We start from the raw sequence: 20,425 nt of genomic DNA, 5'->3' as shown, positions 1-20,425 counted from the left end.
GAGTCTGGGCCGTGTCTCAGTCCCAGTGTGGCCGATCACCCTCTCAGGTCGGCTACGCATCGTCGCCTTGGTAGGCCATTACCCCACCAACTAGCTAATGCGCCGCAGGCCCATCCTCAAGTGACAGATTGCTCCGTCTTTCATCATGCCGCCATGCAGCAGCATGAATTATCCGGTATTAGCTACCGTTTCCGGTAGTTATCCCAGTCTTGAGGGCAGGTTGCCTACGTGTTACTCACCCGTCCGCCGCTAACTCTCAGAGGAGCAAGCTCCTCATCAAGTCCGCTCGACTTGCATGTATTAGGCACGCCGCCAGCGTTCGTCCTGAGCCAGGATCAAACTCTCCAATAAAGATGTTACGAAGTAACATCGACCTCACCGGATTTGGGTTCCACTCGACTGAGTGAATCAAATTCGGTGAGCACTATCGAAAGAGCGATTAAGCTCATTTGAATCTGACGAGATAATATCTCATTGATTTGCATCATCCATTTGTTCAGTTTTCAAGGAACTTGTCCATCCGGTTATCAATCCCGGACAGGAATTAGATCATATCATAGATTTGATTATTCCGTCAACATCTTTTTTTGATATTTCTTTGAGTTTCAAAAGATTCTTAGAAACACCGAATCAGAAGCGACATCTATTAATGTACCACGTTTTTATTCACATAGCAAGCTTCTTTTTAATTCCTGAGTCATGAAATTTCACCCAACACCCACATTATATAGTATGATAACCGTCTTTCGACGCCCTTCTAAGTAGCCAGACCGGGTTTAGCAGTAGTTTTTCTTTCGATATAAGGAAAGAGTTCCTTCGAAGTTATGCATTCTTAATCTAAAAAAGCAGCCTGCCCAGCAGGACAGACTACTTTAATATCACTGCATTTATTCAAGCTCAAGCAGCTTCAGAAACTCCTCTTCACTCTCGATCGTATCTATCCCCAACTGCTTTGCCTTGGCCAGCTTGCTGCCAGCCTTTTCTCCTGCAATGACCAGGTCCGTTTTCTTGGAAACAGAACCTGTCACATTGGCACCCAGTGCCTGCAGCCGCTCCGTCGCCTCATCACGGCTTAATTGATGCAGCGTCCCTGTGAGAACAACCGTTTTTCCGCTGAAGAAACTGTCCGTCTTAACGGCAACCGGTTCAGCAGGGGCTTTTGCCTGCACACCCGAGGATAGCATTTTATCAATAGAAGCACGTGTGAACGGATCGGCAAAAAACGCCACAATACTCTCCGCCACAATCCCACCGACATCCGGCAGTTCGATCAATTCTTCAACAGCAGCATTCATAATTTTGTGCAAATCTCGGTAGTGTTCCGCAAGCATACGTGTGGTTGCTTTCCCCGTATTCGGAATGCCCAGCGCATAGAGGAAGGATGCAAGATCCCGCTCCTTACTCTTTTCTATCGCTTCCAGCAGATTGTTCGCCTTCTTCTCTCCAAAGCGCTCCAGTTTCAACAACCGCTCGAATTCCAGGGTATACAGATCCGCCGGCTCCCGTACTTCCAGTTCATCATGCAGTTGAATGGCCGTTTTGTCGCTGAACGTCTCAATGTCCATCGCATCCCTTGACGCAAAATGGGAAATCCTCGCCACAATTTGCGGTTTACAGCCCAATTTGTTATCACAGAACAGATGAGCCCCGCGCTGCTCCAGCGGAAAACCGCAAGCCGGACAATGATCCGGAAAAATGATCTCCCCTCCGTCCTTCTCCTCAGTCACTTTGCCCAAAATTTCAGGAATGACATCATTCGAACGGCGGATGAACACACGGCTGCCCAAGGCAAATTTAAGGTTCTTCCGCTCAATATCCCCTGCATTATTCAACGTGCAGTTCTGAACCGTGACACCGGCAAGCTCAACCGGCTCCACCTTGGCAAGCGGCGTAACTTTCCCTGTGCGTCCAACATTCCAAACCACCGCATTTAATACAGTCGTGGTTTCTTCGGCTTCAAACTTGTAGGCCACGGCCCAACGCGGAAACTTGTCCGTATACCCCAACACTTCCCGGGTCCGCATATCCGTAATTTTGACTACCGCTCCATCGATAAGATAGTCCAGCTTGGCGCGGTTTGCCTCAATCTCCGCCAACTGCTCCATTACATCATCAAACTCTTCAAAATACGTTACATACGGATTGACCTTGAAATGATTTTCACGGAGAAAGTTCATCATCTCCTGATGATTTGCAAAACGGATACCATCCGCATAACCGACATTATAGAAAAAAGCACTCAGCTTTCGCTCAGCCGTGACTTTGGGATTCAGATTTCGGAGCGCCCCTGCGGCTGCGTTGCGGGCGTTTTTCAACGGTTCGGCAGCCGTCTCATTATATTTGGCGAGCACCGAAAGGTTCATAATGCCCTCGCCCTGCACTTCAATCGTTCCATTCGTAAAAGGAATCTGCAGCGGAACTGATTTGATCGTCTTTACCTGAGGGAGAATCCCTTCCCCAACACCCCCGTTGCCTCTCGTGGCTGCCTGAACCAGCTTGCCATCCGTATAGGTAAGATTGAGCGTCAAACCGTCAAACTTCAGCTCCAGTGCATAACCAAGCGGCGGCAGCGGATTGTCCGGATTTTTCGTATTATAATCATTCACCAACTTGACTGCTCTGGCATTCCATGAACGCAGCTGCTCGGGATTTTGTGCTTTATCCAGACTCCACAGTGGTGCCAAATGGCGGTGCGATGCAAAGCCTTTCAATATTTCCCCACCGACACGCTGTGTCGGCGAATCCGGCAGCACAATGCCGCTTTCCTGCTCAAGTTCGACGAGCCGATCGTACAGAGCGTCATATTCCTTATCGCTGATCACAGGCTCATCCAGGGTGTAATAATGATAGTTATACCGGTTCAGCTCCGCAACGAGCTCTTCCATCTTGTGCATCGAATCCATGCAGGGCGATCCCTCCGTAATTTAAAAAAATCTATCGACATAAATCATAGCACTACAGACCGCGTTAAGCAGAAGTTATGCCTGTGATTAAAAAACCATTACCTTCACTGAAAAACAACAAATTCTCCCCAAAAAATCAAGTGGCTTATCGACAAAATTTTCATTTAGCAGTGGTATCGCGAAGCGGCATGGTTGTCTTTAATCTTAGAATAAGCGGCAGAGGCATGAACCTCCGCCGCCCTTGCAACTTTTTTATTCCACCTTTGTAATCGGAGCAAAGCCAGCGAGCAGCCGCTTAACCCCTACCGGAGCCGGGAAGGCGATCTGCAGCTCCATATCATTGCCAGTTCCTTTTACAGCAACAATAGTGCCGGTACCCCACTTGCCATGCTGCACTTTGTCACCTGCTGCGAACGAACCTCCGGTCCCTGTCGGTTTTGGTGCAGCCGCCGGTGTGGATACCGTGACTCGTGATGTTGAAGATGCAGACGCAGCAGAGGCTGTGGAGCCGCCGCGGCTCATTGCATCCAATGAACGGCTGCCACCAAAATTACCGCCCCCGCTGGAGCCAAACCCACGGCCGCCGTATGAACCGCCAACATTGCCGCCGCGCCGATACCTGTCACGAGCCACCATGGTGTCCTCTTTGAGCTCCTCTGGAATCTCATCAAGAAAGCGCGATGGCGGATTGGCTGTAGTGCGGCCGAATAAGGTGCGCATCTGGGCACAAGACAGGAAAAGCTGCTGCTCTGCACGGGTAATCCCTACATATGCAAGACGCCGTTCCTCCTCCAGCTCTTCATTATCGAGGAAAGCCCGGCTGTGCGGGAATACGCCTTCTTCCATGCCCACGATGAATACGATCGGGAATTCAAGCCCTTTCGCACTGTGCATCGTCATCAGCGTAACCGCATCCTGCTGATCCTCATCCGCATCATTCATGCTGTCGATATCCGCGATAAGAGCAAGATCCGTCAGGAAGGAGACCAGCGATTTATCCTCATTATTTTTCTCAAATTCCATCGTTACCGACAGAAATTCGTCAATGTTCTCCAGCCGGGATTGGGATTCGAGCGTATTCTCATTTTGCAGCTCAAGCCGGTACTGCGACATTTCCAGCACCTTTTCCGTCAATTCTGTAATCGAGAGGTATTCCACCATCCGGTTTAGCGCGTCGATCATATCATAAAACTCAACCAGCGCATTCCGGGTACGGCCTGCAAATCCCAAATCATCCACAACCTGCAGCACACGGAATATGGAGGTTCCCCGCTCAGCCGCAGCTGCTGCCAGCTTGGCCACCGTCGTATCGCCTATGCTTCTTTTGGGAACATTAATAATCCGTGTAAGGCTAATATCATCATCAGGATTCGACAATAAACGCAGATAGGCCAAAATATCCTTGATCTCTTTGCGGTCGTAGAACTTGATGCCGCCCACAATCTGATACGGGATATCCGATTTGATCAAAATTTCCTCGACTACCCGCGACTGGGCGTTGGTCCGGTATAAAATCGCATGATGGCTGTAGGACTTGCCTGCCTTGACATTTTTCAGAATCTCGGAGGCAACAAAGTAGCCTTCATCATGCTCGGAATCTCCCCGGTAAACCTTGATTTTGGCGCCGCCTTCCTTGTCGGTCCACAGCTTTTTCGGCTTTCTTCCGGTGTTCTGTGAAATGACCTCGTTGGCCGCGTTCAGAATGTTGGAGGTCGAGCGGTAATTCTGCTCAAGCAAAATAGTGCGCGCTTCCGGATAATCTTCCTCAAAATTCAAAATGTTGCTGATATCCGCCCCGCGCCAGCGGTAGATCGACTGGTCGCTGTCACCCACCACACAGATGCGGTGATGCTTGTCCGCCAGCATACGTGTCAGCATATACTGGGCACGGTTCGTATCCTGATACTCGTCAACATGAATGTATTGAAACTTTTTCTGATAAAAATCGAGCACTTCCGGCACTTCCTTGAAGAGCTGGATCGTCGCCATGATCAAATCGTCGAAATCGAGAGAGTTATTGCTCTTCAGACGCTTCTGGTACATGGTATATACTTTCGCCACAATGCCTTCAAAATAGTCCCCGATCTTGCGTTCATACATTTCCGGTGTGACCAGTTCGTTCTTCGCGGTGCTGATCATGGCCTGTACTGCCTTGGGCTCGAATTTCTTCGTATCGATGTTCAGATCCTTCATGCAGCTACGGATAACCGACAGCTGGTCCGTTGAATCCAGAATGCTGAAATTGGAAGTGAACCCGATCCGCTCTATATCCCGCCGCAAAATCCGCACACACATGGAGTGAAAAGTAGATACCCAAATGTCGCGCCCTTCCGGTCCCACCAGCTTGGACACCCGCTCCTGCATCTCCCGGGCTGCCTTATTAGTAAATGTAATTGCCAGGATTCCCCATGGCGGCGCCTTGCGGGTTGCGATTAAATAAGCGATCCGGTGTGTCAGCACACGAGTTTTGCCGCTGCCTGCCCCCGCCATAATGAGCAGGGGACCTTCCGTCGCCTCCACTGCCTGGCGCTGCTGCGGATTCAACCGAGCGACTGCATCATGTATATTTATCGGCTGCATACCTGCATCTCCTCCCCGTATTTTCTATTGGTTATAAACCGCTTTGACGGTCTCGAGTGCTTTTGTCAAATTTTCATAAATAATGTTGCCCACCACAATCGTATCGCTGACGGTCGCTGCCTGCGCTGCCGTCTGCGCATCATGAATGCCGCCTCCGTAAAAGACTCTTGCCTCTCCGGAAGCACTCCGTACCTTCTCTACAAGTTCAAGATCTCCAAAGGTGCCACTATATTCGACATAAATAATCGGCAGCTTCATCAGCTTGCTGCCCACGTGGGCACAGGCCTCCGCCGCGGCGGCACTTAATCCCGTCTCTGCTTGGGTCAGCTTCGCAACCGTTGAATCCGGGTTCAGTACGATATACCCCTCCGGAACAAGCGTCTCCCACGGAATCAGGTAACCATAACGCTCAATGGCCTGGCGGTGACGCCCGGTTGTCCATGCGCTGTCAGCTGTATTGAGCACCATGGGAATCATGTACAGGTCAAAGCCCGGAACCACCGCTTCAAGATCGGACACCTCCAGCACACACGGCAGCTCATAGCGCCGGACACGGGACATCAGATCCACCGTATTTTCATACGTAACACCGGACGATCCCCCGATCATAATGGCATCCGTACCGGACATGCACACCGCTTCAAGCGCATCGTCCGCCAATTCCCGCTCAGGGTCCAATTTGAAAACATGCCTCCAGGGCTTTACCGCATCCATCAAAGTTCATTCCTCCAGCATTTACCGCATTTTGTCCACCCGCCGGAAACGGCAAAAAGAGCCCGCCCCCACGTACAGGTATTCCTTACCTCCGCAGGCAGACGCCCCTTTATATCAGCTTTCCATCCCAGGCAGCAAAAGCATCTAAGCTAAGTCTATGCCAGCACGCAATGGGTGTCAATGTTCGTATTGGAGGGGAACAGATTTTTGGCTGCGAATCAGGTTACAAAACTGGAAATCAGGGTTACAAACCTTTTTCTGGAAAGCGGGCTCCATGTCTTTTACGATAGTTATAAGTACATTTTTCAGCTACCTGCCCAATGATCAATCTACACGACAACCGATGAACTTCTAACTAAATTAACTATTAACGAAAGGAAATATTAAACATGCTAAACATTAAGCAGCTTTTTTGCACATTACTCCTCACTCTAATCTCAGTCGGAACAACAGCCGCCGCCTCAGATACGCCCTCGCTCAAATTGGTTCAAGATGGTACAGAAGTCATCACAGATCTGCCGCCGCAAATTGTGGATGGGCATGTCATGATTCCGATCAGAACAGCAGCCAAGCTGTGGGGAAAAACGATTAAATATGATGGAAAGGCCGGAGTAGTTGAGGTTTCAGACCGCATGAAGGTGATATGGGAGGATAAAAGCAACGGCATCAAGCTCAGCGGCTCTCCCGGTGAAGATGGAATGTACAAGCGAATGGGCATATCCACACCTGTCTTTACCCGTAATTATTTACCTATTAAAAGTGTTACTACAAACCGGGATCCGCAGGTAATCACAGCCGATGTAACAGGAGAGGGAGAGGAGGAGACCGTCGTGATTACGAATATCGGATATGGAACCGGATTGAGTCTTTCGGAAATGGTCGTCCTGGATGCAGATGGAAGCATTATTCTTCATGAAGATCCCCTTATTGCCATGATGAAGCAGTTTACCGGTCGGATTACAGACGAGGGGGTTGAAGTCGAACTCAACGGAAAAATAACTAAATTCCCGAATGCCCAAATCCAAGCTGATCCCGCCTATCTCTTTGGGCCCGCCATAGGAAGCGTTCTCTACTACTCCGTTGAAAATAACACTCTGAACGCACAGGCAGCAGTTCAAATTTCTCCCGCTCAGTTTATCGGGGATCTTCAAATGAGCTATTTTTATAAAAACGGAATTTTACAGGCTGGACAAGCTTCGTTCGAACTTTACCCGGAGTATCAGAACAATTAAGCTTGCCACGTATCTGTCGTGGCCAACATCTGAAGTCATTATCAAACCGACTGTCCTCCGCATCGTCTTCTGTAAAAAAGCCCGTGTGCACACCATACTCCCCATTTTTTCGTATGTCCTTGATTCATTTAGGTCATTAATGGTGATGTACATTGTCAACACCACCAAAGAAGCTCATTATGGATTGCCCTGTGGATAATTCTCCAAAAGTCTCTTAAACAGTTCAAACAGAGTCCCAGTCCCAAGCATTTGTGCATAAATATGAACACATATAAACAGCTTGTTAATAAATTGTGGGTAAACGTGGATATCTTGTGGACTAAAAAAGGTTTTTTTGTGGATAATCGTGAATAACTTGTTAATAATCTGTGGATTTATGTGGATAAGCGATCTCCTCCTCCTCTTTTTGTGAATATCTTTTGTTCTGAAAATAGGGTTGTCCGCTCTCTGTTATGTGCACAACTCATGACAAGTACGGTCTGACTAATGACTAAAAATCGGAGGAACGATTCGTTCTTGCCCAGCATACAAAAAAGGGCCCCCAGGTTCATAGAACCTTACTTGGGACCCTTTTTTCAGTAGGCGTTTTTGAAGCCATTGCGAATCGTACGGAAAATGATTTTAATATCAAATAAGAGCGACCAGTTCTCAATATAGAAAATATCATGCTTGATGCGTTCCTCAATGGAGGTGTCCCCGCGCAGTCCGTTACTTTGAGCCCAGCCAGTGATGCCAGGACGCACATGGTGCTTCACCATGTATTTCGGAATTTCTTCCCGGAACTGATCCACAAAAAACGGACGTTCCGGCCGCGGGCCAACGACGCTCATATGTCCGAGCAGCACATTGAAGAACTGCGGCAGCTCGTCGAGACTGGTACGGCGGATAAATGTACCGAACTTCGTTCGGCGCGGATCATCCTTGGTGGACCATCCGGTATCCTCCGTTCCCGGAGGAAGTTCCTTCATCGAGCGGAATTTGTACATATAAAAAGTACGCCGGTTCAGCCCCACACGCTCCTGCTTGAAAATAACCGATCCTGGTGAAGTCAGTCTCACGCCGATCGCTACGGTCAACATGACTGGGGAGGTCAGAACAATCGCAGCTAAAGAGAATAGGATATCAAACGTGCGCTTGAACAGCCTGTTGGCCGCCACATCCAACGGAATATCCCTGACATTAATCATCGGCATGCCGGCAAAATTATCAAAGTAAGGACGGGCTGGCAAGTAATCGAAAAAGTCCGGGATAATCATCGTGCGAACACCAGCTTTCTCACACAGATTGATGATCTTTGGATATTTATCATGCGCATCCAGCGGCAAAGCCAGGATTACCTCATCAATCATCAGGCGGTTCAGCGTCTCCTCCAGCTCATTCAGCGTTCCCAAGATCGGGCGGTAATGGGCCTCCTCCTCATCATCCCACTTTCTGTAATCATCCAGGAAGCCGACCACTTCATACCCCAGATCAGGGTAATTTTGCAGATTCTCATAAAACTGCCGGCCCAGCGATCCTGCGCCGAGAATGAGCATAAACTGCTTATTGTAGCCCTTCTGGCGGAATGCTTTCAGAATTCTTTTCACATAATAACGATACAGCAGGATAAAAAACACGTTTCCAACCATATATATGGCAAGGTAGGATCTTGAAATATCGATCTGTTTGACGAAAAACATAACGCTCAAAAGAACAAACAGCCCTATGAAATGGGTCTGCACAATCTTGATCACATCGTCGGCAAACCTTTTCTTGCGGGTCGTGGTATACAACCCCACCATAATACCGATACTGATGGCAATCATCCCATAAATCAGGCTCCAACCCCAGTATACTTCCATGGGGAGCGGATCTTCATGGGTGATCCAGTCGCTCTCAAACTTGAGGAACCAGGCCAGCAGAAAGGACAGCTGGATAACCGCCATATCAGCCAATATATAGAGTTGGGTTAAATACCGCTGATTTCTGCGAATCATGCTTTCACCTCAGTACGGGATTCTTCACTGCGTCCATCCGGTTTGGATGGAGGCGTCAATTTATTCTGAACAAGGGCCATGAGAAATTTCAGCGTTATGCCCAAATAAACGGCTGCATTCGTAATCATGCTGTATTTCTTGAAGTAGTGCTTCCTATGAAACACCCACATCGCTCTATGAAACTCATAAATAATTTTCAAAGGCCGGCGGCGTGCGCTGCCTCCTTTGACATGAACAATATATGTGCGCGGGTAGTAGTAAATACCCCAGCCCGCTTCCTTGATGCGGTAGCACCAGTCGATGTCCTCGCCATACATAAAGAAGGTTTCATCCAGCCCTCCCACCTGATCGATGGCTTCGCGCCGGACCAACATAAAAGCACCGACCAGCACATCTACAGGATATTCATCGTCCGGATCCAGGTGACCAAGCTGATACTGGTTGTATTTCGGATCATGCGGAAAACGCTTGGAGAAACCAAAAGCATAATAAAAGGATGCCGAAGGCGTAGGAAATCCGCGCTTGCACGCTTTATCGAGCGAACCGTCGGGTAATATTACTTTACAGCCAGCCGCCCCCAGTTCAGGACGGCGGTCCATCAGTCCGATCATGGTCTCAAGGGTATCCGGCTGTACAAGGGTATCGGAATTCAGCAGCAATATGTAACGGCCCTGCGCTGCTTCAATCCCCTGATTATTCGCTTTGGCAAAGCCTGTATTTTCCTGATTGGCAATTACCGTTACCTGCGGATATCGCTCCCTTATCGCTTCAACGGAGCCGTCAACGGAATGATTATCAATGACGATCACCTCGTAGCGGTACTGCGTACGGGAAGCAAACACGGACTGCAAGCAATCCAGAGTTAGGCGCTGCGTGTTGTAGTTGACGATCAGAATGCTTACATCCATGATTGTTGCTCTCCTGACAAAAAAAGAAATCTAACGTCATTATAGCACATATCTTGGCCCTAGAGCGCTAAAAAAGGCTTGTATCGGCACAATCGCCTGTTGAGCATTAAAAACCTTCGTGGTAAGATGTTAATGGAAAAAAGGACCGGTGGCAGCCGGTCCAATGCACAACCGCCAGTGCAAGAGCGGGCGGCTTCAAAATCAATAAGGACCGAAAATAGACCATTCCTGCTACAGGGCGGTCTATTTTCGTCTATCCGAAAACAACAGTGTGACGACAAACGCGCCGAACGTCAGCATCAGGCTGAGCGCTTCATACACTGTCATTGGCTCCACCCCCTGTCAGGGAAGATAGCCGACCGCCCTTGCGAGCCTAGATTTGGTTGTGCTAACTGCATTATACTATATTTTTCCAAAAAGAAACATGTATTCGTTACACTTTGTTGTACTATATAGACGTCCTTAATAAATAAAAAGTTCCACTAATTCCGAACAAACTATAATTTTTTAATGATAAAAACAAACTTGTAGATCAGATTGTCCATAAACGATTGTCTATAAAACGGTGCACGGATCATGTGCCTTATGCGTCCAGCCAGCCCTTTATCATAACAACGGAGGAAATCCGTAATATCTTGATAATGCTTCTGGGGTAACCTCGAACCAAAAGTTCCAATGAACTCGTGTGCCTGTTTACTCAAGATAAAGTGATTCTTGCCGTTTATAAATCGGTTCAACCGCTTGCGCCACTTACTTAACCAACCGTCTGACGCCCCGCCCAACACGTTGCTCTGATGCTGCCGATAAAGAATAGACGTTTCCGAGTCAAAAACAACCTCCCCAAAAGAGGAGACACACAGATAAATCCACCAATCGTGCATGATGACATTGTTGATGTTGCGGGGCATGTTATTTTTCACCATCTCCAGAGTCTCGCTGTTAATCACAACAGTACAGCCAACACATACATTCTCAATTAGAGCGTTATGAACAGACAAAGGTTTAGTGGGGGGCTCAGGCCACACCTTTATGGGATTCAGATGCTCGTCCACCATTTGGGTAGTGGATGAATACATTAAAAGCTGGTCCCTTTTACACTCCTGGAGCCTCTTGATTGCCCTAGCCAATTTATCAGGCTTCCACACATCATCTTGATCACAAAAAGCGTAATAACTGAATTCGTGCCCAGCTTTGTTGATAAGCTCAAAAAAGCTTCGGATTACCCCTTGATTATTCCCTTTCAGAATTTCAATCTGGCCAGGATACAGTTTCTTGAATGCCTCCAGCTTATGTACAGTCGAATCTGTTGAACCGTCATCTCTCGCCAAAATTTGCACATGCACATCCTGTTGAGAAATCAAGCTTTGAAGCTGCTCCTCGATGTAGGTTTCACCGTTATATGTTGATAATAAAATTTGTATGTTTACCGGATCCAGTGGAATCCCCTCCACAAAGCTTGAATTCATCTAAAGTCTGGCCATTTGGTCTCATTCATTATATCAGCTTTATACAGCACATACCTAAAATGAAAAGGGGCTGTCCCAAACTAACATGGCCTGACGCCCACCACGATGAATGAAAATGTCTTGGCTTGCTAATCTGTATGTTCCATAATGGAACTGCAGGTCACAGGCCGAGACTTTTTGGGTAGGATAACACTCTGAGTCCCAAACTGGCCGACCGTATCCCACGAGTACCGCCAATTGTTGCCACGAGCACGTGTATAAAAATTCTTTTCTCTGAGGGTACGTGACCTGCAACTTAACAATTGGAGAAGGTCAAAGCGGCGCTTGGCAAGTTGCCGAAAACCATCATCGCAGATGCAGGATACGGTGGAGAAGAAAACTACGCCTACCTGGAAAATGAACAACTGGAAGCCTTGGTGAAATACAGCACATACCACAAGGAAAAGTCAAAAAAGTGGAAGCAAGATATTAGCAAGCTGGTTCGGAGAATGATTGAACCGGAAAGTGTGTTTGGACAAATCAAAAACAATCGGGGATTCAGACGTTTTCTGCTTCGAGGCCTGCGAAAAGTGAGCCTTGAGGTCGGGTGGCTTTCGCTCGCCCACAATCTGCTCAAGAAGGCGGTAATGGACCAAAAGCCAGAAAAGGCGGTACAGGGATGAGCTCCCTGGCACCGCCTTTTCTTTAATTTTACTGTTTTTTTCATAAAGTGAACTGTCTTATGAAATGCAAAGAAGTACTTATGGGACAGCCTCTTCACTTTATCCTTATATTGTTTCTTGAGATGAAGCAAGTTCCCTGAGAAAGTCCTGCAAAGCTTCTCTCCAAGGTCTTAGATCCGTCAAGTTATTCACCCGTATGGATAAATGATCCATGATGGAGTTGGCCGGACGCGGTGCAGGTCTTGGAAACTCATCAGTGGAACAAGGCAGCAGCTCTGCATTGGGCATATCTTCAGTACTTGAAGGGCTTACCCCTACATTCAACAAAGAAGACGTGTTCATTGTAAAGAGAGCTTACAATTATCATTTGTCCGGGCCAACCGTTCTCTTCTTTACAAAAACAATGTACTTACTTGCCACATAATTAACTGCAATTACCACAATATTAACCACAATTTTAGCATAAAAATCATTTACACCGATTAATTCAACCAATCCAAGCATCAAAACGATATCCAGCACAAGGGAGGCGGCTCTAATGATTAAAAAAAGAACAAATTCCTTTAATAAGGAGTGCCGAGCTTTACCTATAAACACGTATAATTTGTTAGTAACAAAAGCAACTATAATGGAAACAAACCAGGCAAACGCAATAGATAGTGTATAGTCTACATTAAAAACTTTAGTGAAAAACGCATATGTGACCAAATTAATGATTGTAGTCAAAACACCGAAGATAATGTAGCTAACCATTTCTTTTCCCAATTTCATACTCGTTGCCTTTGTGCATAGCTTTTTTCTACATAGTCAGCTGCGGTTATAAAACCTCTATTGTCATTGTACTCTTTAACAAAATACAGTGGTCTTTTTTTGGTCTCATTGAAAATTCTTCCTAAATATTCTCCAATTATCCCTAATGAGAGCAATTGTATTCCTCCCAAAAACAAAACTACTGTCATTATGGAAGGATAGCCTGTTTGAGTTTCACCAAATACTAGTGTTTTCGTTATAATAAACAGCATATAAAAAAACGAACATATAGAAATAATTATACCCAGCATGGATGATAGCCTTAGCGGAACTGTTGTAAAGGAGGTTATTCCTTCAATAGCTAAATCCAATAGTTTTGCATAATTCCATTTGGTTTGGCCTGCCGCGCGAGAATCTCTATTAAAAAGAATCTCCATCTTGTTATATCCAATCCAGCTAAACATACCCTTTGTATACCTCTGAGTTTCCCTTAATTGCTTCAGTGCCTCAATACAGCGCCGGTCAAGCAAGCGAAAATCGCCTGTGTTTTCCTGTATAGGTATTCTACTAATTTTTTGAAGCAGTTTGTAAAAAGTTGAGGCTGTCCATTTTTTGAACCATGTTTCGCCCGCTCTTGTCTCTCTTTTAGCATAAACATCGTCATATCCCTGCTCCCAATATTTAATCATTTCAATGATTAATTCAGGAGGATCCTGGAGGTCTGCATCAATAATCACAACAGCATCCCCTTTGGAAAAATCCAATCCTGCAATCATAGCAATCTCTTTACCAAAGTTGCGGGATAGATCAACTAATGAGATTCTTTTGTCTTTTTTTCGCAGGTCTCTGATAATCTCAGCGGTACTATCTTTACTACCATCATTTACAAATAATATTTCAAATGAATATCCTTTTATTGACTCAATAACCTTATTGAGACGAGCGTATAGCTGTTGTATTACCTCTTCCTCATTATAGGCAGGGATAAGAATAGTTATTGTTCTAAACATAGCTACTCCTTTAATAATATATTTCACTACTCTATTTTAACATTAGTAAGTTCAGTCGTATCAGTATTATTTGAGTATTTACCTTTATCCACCTGGACCTTAACTATCTTATAGTTAGAAATATCAACATTAAAATTTTGAGGTTGATTAATGGTTATATATTTCTTATCTATAAGCTTCCCGTCTCCTAAAACAGAAACATATACCTCTGCAAGTCCCTTAGCATGAGCTATATTCTGATCGGTAGTCTCCATGGCTGCAGTAAAAGATATTTTTTCAAGAGCTTTTTCGGCATTAATTTCAACATACGAAATACTTTCATTGTCAGCAGTTTCTCCTGGATGAAAGACTATTTTTTTCGGTGTTAATCTAACCTCAAAACCTGGGAGCCCAGAATAAGTACCTCCAATGTTCACTCGATAATCTGCAAAGCTATAGTACTCTTTTTGATCCGGATACCTCTTGTAATATTCTTCCTGCAAATTATTTAAAGCCTTTAAAGAAGAAGCAGCAAATGGTCTCCTTCGTTCAAAAATTTTCACATTGTGTCCACTGTTCAAATTAACCTCTTTAATGAGTTGGTAATTGTCAAAACGTCCATTAACAAAGTACTCCGCCGTTTTTTCGACAGCCAACTGTTTTGAAGCTATAGGGGCAACTACAACAACATAGCCCGAACTTAATAAACCATTCGGAAAACCTAAAGCATCGTTATAAGTTGAGCGAACCAGATTATTTAATGCATTTGTTTGTTCGGGTAAATATAAGTTATTAAATACATCATCATAACAACATTCACCTGAAATAACATACACTGTTTTATCGGAACTTGACAGTCTATTGAGATAGTTGGTTATTTCCATTATTTTATCAATATCTTGATTTACTCTTGGCTCGTTATGCTTTGATAGTACAGTCATAGGACCGACAGTGGTTTGAATATCCTTAAAATATCCATTGTAGATAAAGAGACCGCTAAGGGAAAAACAAAAAATAAGTAGTAACGCAAGTAGCGATTTAGAAACTACTTTTTGGTTTTTCGCTAAGAATCGTCTCAACCAACTCACATAATTAAAGTTTAAAAAAACGAGCACCATTACGCCAGTAGACAGCAACATGATATGTTGCGGAGACAGCCCCTGTTCGGAAGTAATTAACAAGTAAGCAAACAAACCTTGCAAAATTGAAAAAATCGCAATATACCGACTTTGTTTAAATATAATACCGATAACACACCCGGTTAGTACAAGGATCACTGTAACTAATCCAAAAATATTTGACGTTGCAATAAGTTTATCCATAACTGGAATGTTATTGTATTCGTAGACACCTTTCCCTATGTCACGTGTACTTAAAATGATAAATGGTTTGAAAAAAATAAACAAAATGGTTAAACACCCTAAACCAATAATAGTTAGTTTCACAGCACCTCGAAAAAAATCTTTCCACTCAGAGTTCTTTTCCAAAATGACTCTGAGAAAATTTGTAATAAAAATTGCTGCAAAAAAAGATACTACAAAATAGGCGTACCATCTGCGCAAAAAAGCTAAGGAAATAAGCAAAATTATAGATAATATAATGTCCCAGATATTAAAATTGTTTATTCTCTTTTTATAGACAAGAAGATACAACATCATGATAGGTATAAGACCCACCACATCAAGATAACCAATTAAACTGGGTTGAACGACACCGCTGAATGAATAGACAATGAAAGACGCAGCAAATATAGGAAGAGCTATTAGAGCCTTGTTTTCTTTAAGGTCTCTTATCAAATTACTAGAGAGGACTACAAAGAAAAAGAAAGCCGGCAGTAAGAATGAAAAAAATACACTAAGTATGTACCCCTTGTAACCAAAGCCAAATAATCCAATCCAAGGTGATAAGAACAAAAGTACAAGATCATTATAATCATCATGAAGAATAGATAGATATACATTGTATATAACATGAAAAAAACTTTGATCAAGGCTTTCATAGAAAACCTTACTTTTTTGCCAATAGAATGCATTGTCAGAGAAATATATCGTATGTTCAATTGAGTAAAAATAATTTATAATAAACATTCCAAAAAGAGCCAAAGCAACAAACGATAAACCGTACAGAATTACTTCGTTCCTGCGAATATAGTTCAGTTTAAATATGACAAACAAAAACAGTGTGAAAACAATACTATCTAAATACGCCAGAAAAAGTAGATTTTTATAGGTATTATCTTTAATAAAGAAAGGTACTACCACTAAAATAAGAAAAAAAATAAAACCACCGTATACCACTTTGTTTCTTGAAAGCAAAAATCGCATTAAATTTAACATCCTTTCAAAAGTATAAGACACTTTTCCCTCTTACAACTCATAATGTATCATGCTATTCAACATATTCCAACAAAAAGCATTGTATTTTACAAATATAAAATATAAGACTGCCGATAAAAGAGAAAACGAAATATATAAATCACTACTTATGCATAATCACATTCCAACGAGGTAGATTGTTCTTCACCAACACATGGCTTCTCTATTCATGACGATCGTGCAATCAATATATATTTTCAATCAAAGAGCTGTTGAAAACGGAGAACGGTTTGTTTGGAATATGTAAGCGTTCTTCCTTAAAGTCTACTTAAAAAGCAAATTTTAATCCTATAAATATAAATCAATAAAAGACATCCCTTTCAAAATTAAACGGCCCCAGCCCTATCTAGTCCAAGGCTAAGACCGCTCAGCAGATATTCAATCTTTATTCTGTCAATTTACGAAGAGCAGTTTAAAGCAGTAAATGTCCTAAAAAAACTGATGGCAATCCCTAATCTATCTTTAACAACTTTAAGGGCAGCCCCTTTAGCTCAAAATCTTATATTGTTTCCTGAGCTGTGGTAAGCTCCCTAAGGAAATCCCGCAAAGCCTCTCTCCAAGGCCTTAAATCTGCCAAATCATTCACCCGTATGGATAAATGATCCATGACAGAGTTAGCCGGACGAGGTGCAGGTCTTGGGAAGTCATCAGTGGAACAAGGCAGCAGTTCTGCATTAAAGCTTAATTTTAAAATCTGACCAGCTTCCTCAAAAATAGCTTTAGTAAACTCGTACCAAGTACATGCCCCGCTGCCAGATGCGTGGTAAATGCCATATTTTTCAGTCCCCAGCAGCTCCAGCATAAACCGGGCCAGGTCTACGGTGTAAGTAGGAGAACCTTTCTGATCATCAACCACTTTTAGAACCGGCTTTTCCTGCCCAAGCTTAAGCATCGTCTTCACAAAGTTATGACCGTGAAGCCCGTATACCCATGAAGTCCGGACAATAAAATAACGGGAAGACAGCGTCTGCACAAGCACCTCTCCTGCCCGTTTGGATTTGCCATATACAGACCGCGGATTGGTATTATCATATTCCTGATAAGGCTCAGGGGAGCTGCCGTCAAAAACATAATCCGTCGAAATATAAATCAGCTTGGCACCGACCTTCTCTGTGGCCAGCGCCATATTACGGCTTCCTGCTGCGTTTACACGGTATGCGTTGTCTACGTCGTTCTCTGCAGCATCTACAGCAGTGTACGCCGCACTGTGTATTACAACATCAGGGTTGTAATCTTGAGTGACTTGGATAGATTGTTCCATATTCGTAATATCCAATGTTTTTCGATCGCAAGCCAGAACGTCATGACCATTTTCGGTCAAAACACAGACAATATCTCTGCCGAGCTGACCTCCTGCTCCGGTCACAAGCACCTTCATATTACGCTTCCCCCATACGAGAACCGTATTGCTTAGCATAGTATTCCTGGTATGCACCGGATTGAATCCGGTTCCACCATTCCTTGTTATCCAAATACCAACGAATGGTTTCTTTGATGCCTGTTTCAAACGAATGCTCGGGCTTCCAGCCAAGCTCATTCATCGTTTTGGTCGGATCAATGCCGTAACGACGGTCGTGACCCGGACGGTCTTCTACATAGGTAATAAGCGATTCCGGCTTGCCCAGCTCTGTCAAAATTGTTTTAACGATATGAACATTAGTACGCTCATTGTTGCCGCCAATATTGTATACCTCACCGATCTTGCCTTGATGAATTACCAAATCAATTGCGCTGCAGTGGTCCTCCACATACAACCAGTCACGAATATTCAGACCATCACCGTAAACTGGCAGCTGCTGATCGCTCAAAGCGCGGGAAATCATCAGAGGAATGAGCTTCTCCGGGAACTGGTACGGACCATAGTTATTGGAGCAGCGGGTGATATTCACCGGCAGTCCAAACGTCTCATGATAAGCGCGAACCATCAGATCGCCACCTGCCTTGGAGGCCGAGTATGGACTGTTAGGCTGAAGAGGGGTTTCTTCCGTAAACAGACCTGTTTCACCCAGTGTGCCGTACACCTCATCCGTAGATACTTGTACGAACTTGGTCACACCGTATTTTTTTGCGGCATCAAGCAGCACTTGTGTACCTAAGACATTCGTTTTCACAAATACTTCAGGTTCCAGGATACTCCGATCCACATGAGACTCAGCTGCAAAGTTCACGATGACATCGATTCCCTGCTGCATAATTTGGTCGATGGCTTTGGTATCGGTAATGTCGGCTTTTACAAAAGTGTGGTTAGCGTTACCCTCAATGGATTTTAAATTTTCCAGATTGCCCGCATACGTAAGTGCGTCAATATTAACAATATGGTAATTCGGATGCTGCTGTAGCATATATATTACAAAGTTGCTGCCGATAAAGCCGGCACCGCCGGTGACCAGAAGTTTCATAAGAGCCTCCCTAATACGCTTTAATCATATTATATTCATCGATCGTATAAATGAGTGTACAAAATCTAGAAATTCATTTCTGCATCTTCCAAAACAGGGTGTTTTTTATCCTTTTCCGAAAGAATGGGATTTGAAGTTGGCCAGTCGATCGCAAGAGCTGGGTCATTCCATAAAATGCCTCGGTCATTCTCTGGCGAATAATACTCATCAACTTTATATGCTACCTGCGTGTTTGGAATCAACGTACAAAACCCATGGGCAAACCCTTGAGGTACAAGAAGCTGCCTCTTGTTGTATTCACTCAAAATGACGCCCAGCCACTGCCCAAATGTAGTGGAATCCTTTCGAATATCAACTATCACATCATAGATAGCTCCAGAAATAACTCTCACCAACTTCGTCTGAGCTTTAGGGTTCAGTTGATAATGAAGACCACGAATGACCCCTGGTTCTGCTGACAAGGATTGATTGTCCTGAACAAACTTATGAGTAACGCCATTGGCATGCATCAGCTGTTCGTTGTAGCTTTCCACAAAAAAGCCGCGGTGATCTCCATGGACCACCGGCTCAATAATTTTCGCACCTTCCAGTTGCAAAGGGGTTACCTTCATAACTACGATGCCTCCTTGTTATTACAACTTCAGTTTTCCAAATTCTTCTCCAAATACAATTTCCTGCGCCAATTCATTAGCTCTTGCTAAAGAAGCATGTGTACCTGCATCTGTCCACCAGCCTTCAAGTATGTCAAACGTAAGCGTCCCATTCTTAATATATGCATTATTCACATCAGTGATTTCCAATTCGCCCCGGTCGGATGGCTTAAGTGTCTTAACAATGTCGAACACTTTATGATCAAACATATAAATACCTGTAACAGCAAAATCACTCTTCGGCTCTTTCGGTTTTTCCTCGATGGAAACAATGTGGTCTCCTTGTAGCTCTGCCACTCCAAAGCGGTGAGGGTCATGAACTTTTTGCAACAATAACTTTGCTCCTACAGCTTGCTTGCGAAAATTGTTGACAAAAGGAGAAATGTCGTCCTCAAACACATTGTCGCCAAGAATAACTACCATTTGATCGTCCCCAACAAAGTGTTCGGCCAAGTCGAGAGCCTGTGCAATACCACCAGCCTCGTCCTGTACTTTATATGTAAAGGTTACCCCCATTTCTCGACCGCTGCCCAACAGGTTCACGACATCGCCCATATGATCTTTTCCAGTAACAATCAGGATATCTGTAATATCAGCCTGTTTAAGTTTACATACCGCATGAAAAATCATTGGATATTTACCAACTGGAAGCAAATGCTTATTTGTTACCTTTGTTAATGGATAAAGTCTTGACCCCGTACCACCTGCCAAAATAATACCTTTCATATTAACCTCCTAATAGTTACTTTTTTTCACAGCTTTAAAAATAATTATTCAAAAAAAGTAAAACAAGCTTTTTTAGAACAGTATATTCCCTATAC

General features: G+C 44.3%; 15 protein-coding genes, 1 rRNA gene and 2 pseudogenes. 2 read left to right on the top strand and 16 right to left on the bottom strand.

What is annotated here, in order from left to right; genetic code table 11:
• The 4 genes from ACI1P2_RS18630 to pcrB form a co-directional block, all read right to left on the bottom strand.
• A 16S ribosomal RNA gene (locus tag ACI1P2_RS18630) occupies positions 1-351 on the bottom strand; the annotation flags it as partial.
• Positions 352-887: 536 nt separating this feature from the next.
• Positions 888-2,903: an NAD-dependent DNA ligase LigA gene (ligA, locus tag ACI1P2_RS18625; RefSeq protein WP_355321372.1), complete on the bottom strand. Its 2,016-nt coding sequence runs from the start codon at positions 2,901-2,903 to the stop codon at positions 888-890.
• Between the two features lie 252 nt (positions 2,904-3,155).
• Complete coding sequence (pcrA, locus tag ACI1P2_RS18620; RefSeq protein WP_355321370.1) at positions 3,156-5,483, bottom strand: DNA helicase PcrA; 2,328 nt, start codon at positions 5,481-5,483, stop codon at positions 3,156-3,158.
• Positions 5,484-5,507: 24 nt separating this feature from the next.
• Positions 5,508-6,197, bottom strand: coding sequence for a heptaprenylglyceryl phosphate synthase (pcrB, locus tag ACI1P2_RS18615; RefSeq protein ID WP_408976267.1), 690 nt, complete (start codon positions 6,195-6,197; stop codon positions 5,508-5,510).
• A 482-nt stretch (positions 6,198-6,679) separates the two neighbouring features.
• Here pcrB and ACI1P2_RS18610 point away from each other — a divergent pair, with 482 nt between their 5' ends.
• Positions 6,680-7,429, top strand: coding sequence for a stalk domain-containing protein (locus ACI1P2_RS18610; protein ID WP_355321366.1), 750 nt, complete (start codon positions 6,680-6,682; stop codon positions 7,427-7,429).
• Between the two features lie 575 nt (positions 7,430-8,004).
• Here ACI1P2_RS18610 and ACI1P2_RS18605 read toward each other — a convergent pair.
• The 4 genes from ACI1P2_RS18605 to ACI1P2_RS18590 form a co-directional block, all read right to left on the bottom strand.
• Complete coding sequence (locus ACI1P2_RS18605; RefSeq protein ID WP_355321364.1) at positions 8,005-9,405, bottom strand: undecaprenyl-phosphate glucose phosphotransferase; 1,401 nt, start codon at positions 9,403-9,405, stop codon at positions 8,005-8,007.
• Positions 9,402-10,313 carry a glycosyltransferase family 2 protein gene (locus ACI1P2_RS18600; protein ID WP_355321362.1) on the bottom strand — a complete coding sequence of 304 codons (912 nt, stop codon included), beginning with the start codon at positions 10,311-10,313 and terminating at the stop codon, positions 9,402-9,404. The genes ACI1P2_RS18605 and ACI1P2_RS18600 overlap by 4 nt, the downstream gene beginning before the upstream one ends.
• A 243-nt stretch (positions 10,314-10,556) precedes the next feature.
• Positions 10,557-10,640 (bottom strand): putative holin-like toxin, encoded by an 84-nt coding sequence (locus ACI1P2_RS18595; RefSeq protein WP_355321384.1) that lies wholly within the window; start codon positions 10,638-10,640, stop codon positions 10,557-10,559.
• Between the two features lie 170 nt (positions 10,641-10,810).
• Positions 10,811-11,779, bottom strand: a complete 969-nt coding sequence (locus ACI1P2_RS18590) for a glycosyltransferase family 2 protein (protein ID WP_355321360.1) — start codon at positions 11,777-11,779, stop codon at positions 10,811-10,813.
• A 302-nt stretch (positions 11,780-12,081) separates the two neighbouring features.
• Between ACI1P2_RS18590 and ACI1P2_RS18585 the strand changes: the two are divergent.
• Positions 12,082-12,441 (top strand): annotated as a pseudogene (locus ACI1P2_RS18585) (transposase); the annotation flags it as partial.
• A 105-nt stretch (positions 12,442-12,546) separates the two neighbouring features.
• On the opposite strand, the pseudogene ACI1P2_RS18580 reads toward ACI1P2_RS18585, so the two are convergent.
• The 8 genes and pseudogenes from ACI1P2_RS18580 to ACI1P2_RS18545 all read right to left on the bottom strand — a co-directional run.
• Positions 12,547-12,717, bottom strand: a pseudogene (locus ACI1P2_RS18580) (sugar nucleotide-binding protein); the annotation flags it as partial.
• 87 nt (positions 12,718-12,804) lie between these two features.
• The gene (locus tag ACI1P2_RS18575; RefSeq protein WP_355321356.1) at positions 12,805-13,212 is read right to left on the bottom strand and encodes a GtrA family protein; all 408 of its coding nucleotides are present in this window, start codon (positions 13,210-13,212) and stop codon (positions 12,805-12,807) included.
• Entirely contained in the window at positions 13,209-14,201 is a 993-nt protein-coding gene (locus ACI1P2_RS18570) for a glycosyltransferase family 2 protein (RefSeq protein ID WP_355321354.1), read from the bottom strand. Before ACI1P2_RS18570 ends, ACI1P2_RS18575 begins: the two co-directional genes overlap by 4 nt.
• A 26-nt stretch (positions 14,202-14,227) precedes the next feature.
• A complete protein-coding gene (locus ACI1P2_RS18565; RefSeq protein ID WP_355321352.1) occupies positions 14,228-16,504 on the bottom strand; it encodes a hypothetical protein in 2,277 nt (758 codons plus the stop codon).
• A 550-nt stretch (positions 16,505-17,054) separates the two neighbouring features.
• Positions 17,055-17,933 carry a dTDP-4-dehydrorhamnose reductase gene (gene rfbD / locus ACI1P2_RS18560; RefSeq protein ID WP_355321350.1) on the bottom strand — a complete coding sequence of 293 codons (879 nt, stop codon included), beginning with the start codon at positions 17,931-17,933 and terminating at the stop codon, positions 17,055-17,057.
• A gap of 1 nt (position 17,934) precedes the next feature.
• On the bottom strand, positions 17,935-18,954 hold the full coding sequence (rfbB, locus tag ACI1P2_RS18555; RefSeq protein WP_355321348.1) for a dTDP-glucose 4,6-dehydratase: 1,020 nt from the start codon (positions 18,952-18,954) through the stop codon (positions 17,935-17,937).
• 65 nt (positions 18,955-19,019) lie between these two features.
• Positions 19,020-19,565 carry a dTDP-4-dehydrorhamnose 3,5-epimerase gene (gene rfbC / locus ACI1P2_RS18550; protein WP_355321346.1) on the bottom strand — a complete coding sequence of 182 codons (546 nt, stop codon included), beginning with the start codon at positions 19,563-19,565 and terminating at the stop codon, positions 19,020-19,022.
• 21 nt (positions 19,566-19,586) lie between these two features.
• Positions 19,587-20,330, bottom strand: coding sequence for a sugar phosphate nucleotidyltransferase (locus tag ACI1P2_RS18545; protein ID WP_355321344.1), 744 nt, complete (start codon positions 20,328-20,330; stop codon positions 19,587-19,589).
• Positions 20,331-20,425: the final 95 nt, after the last annotated feature.

Source organism: Paenibacillus jiangxiensis, from assembly GCF_046098255.1.
GTDB classification, from domain to species: Bacteria; Bacillota; Bacilli; order Paenibacillales; family Paenibacillaceae; genus Paenibacillus; species Paenibacillus jiagnxiensis.
This window is presented reverse-complemented; position numbering and strand designations above follow the sequence as displayed.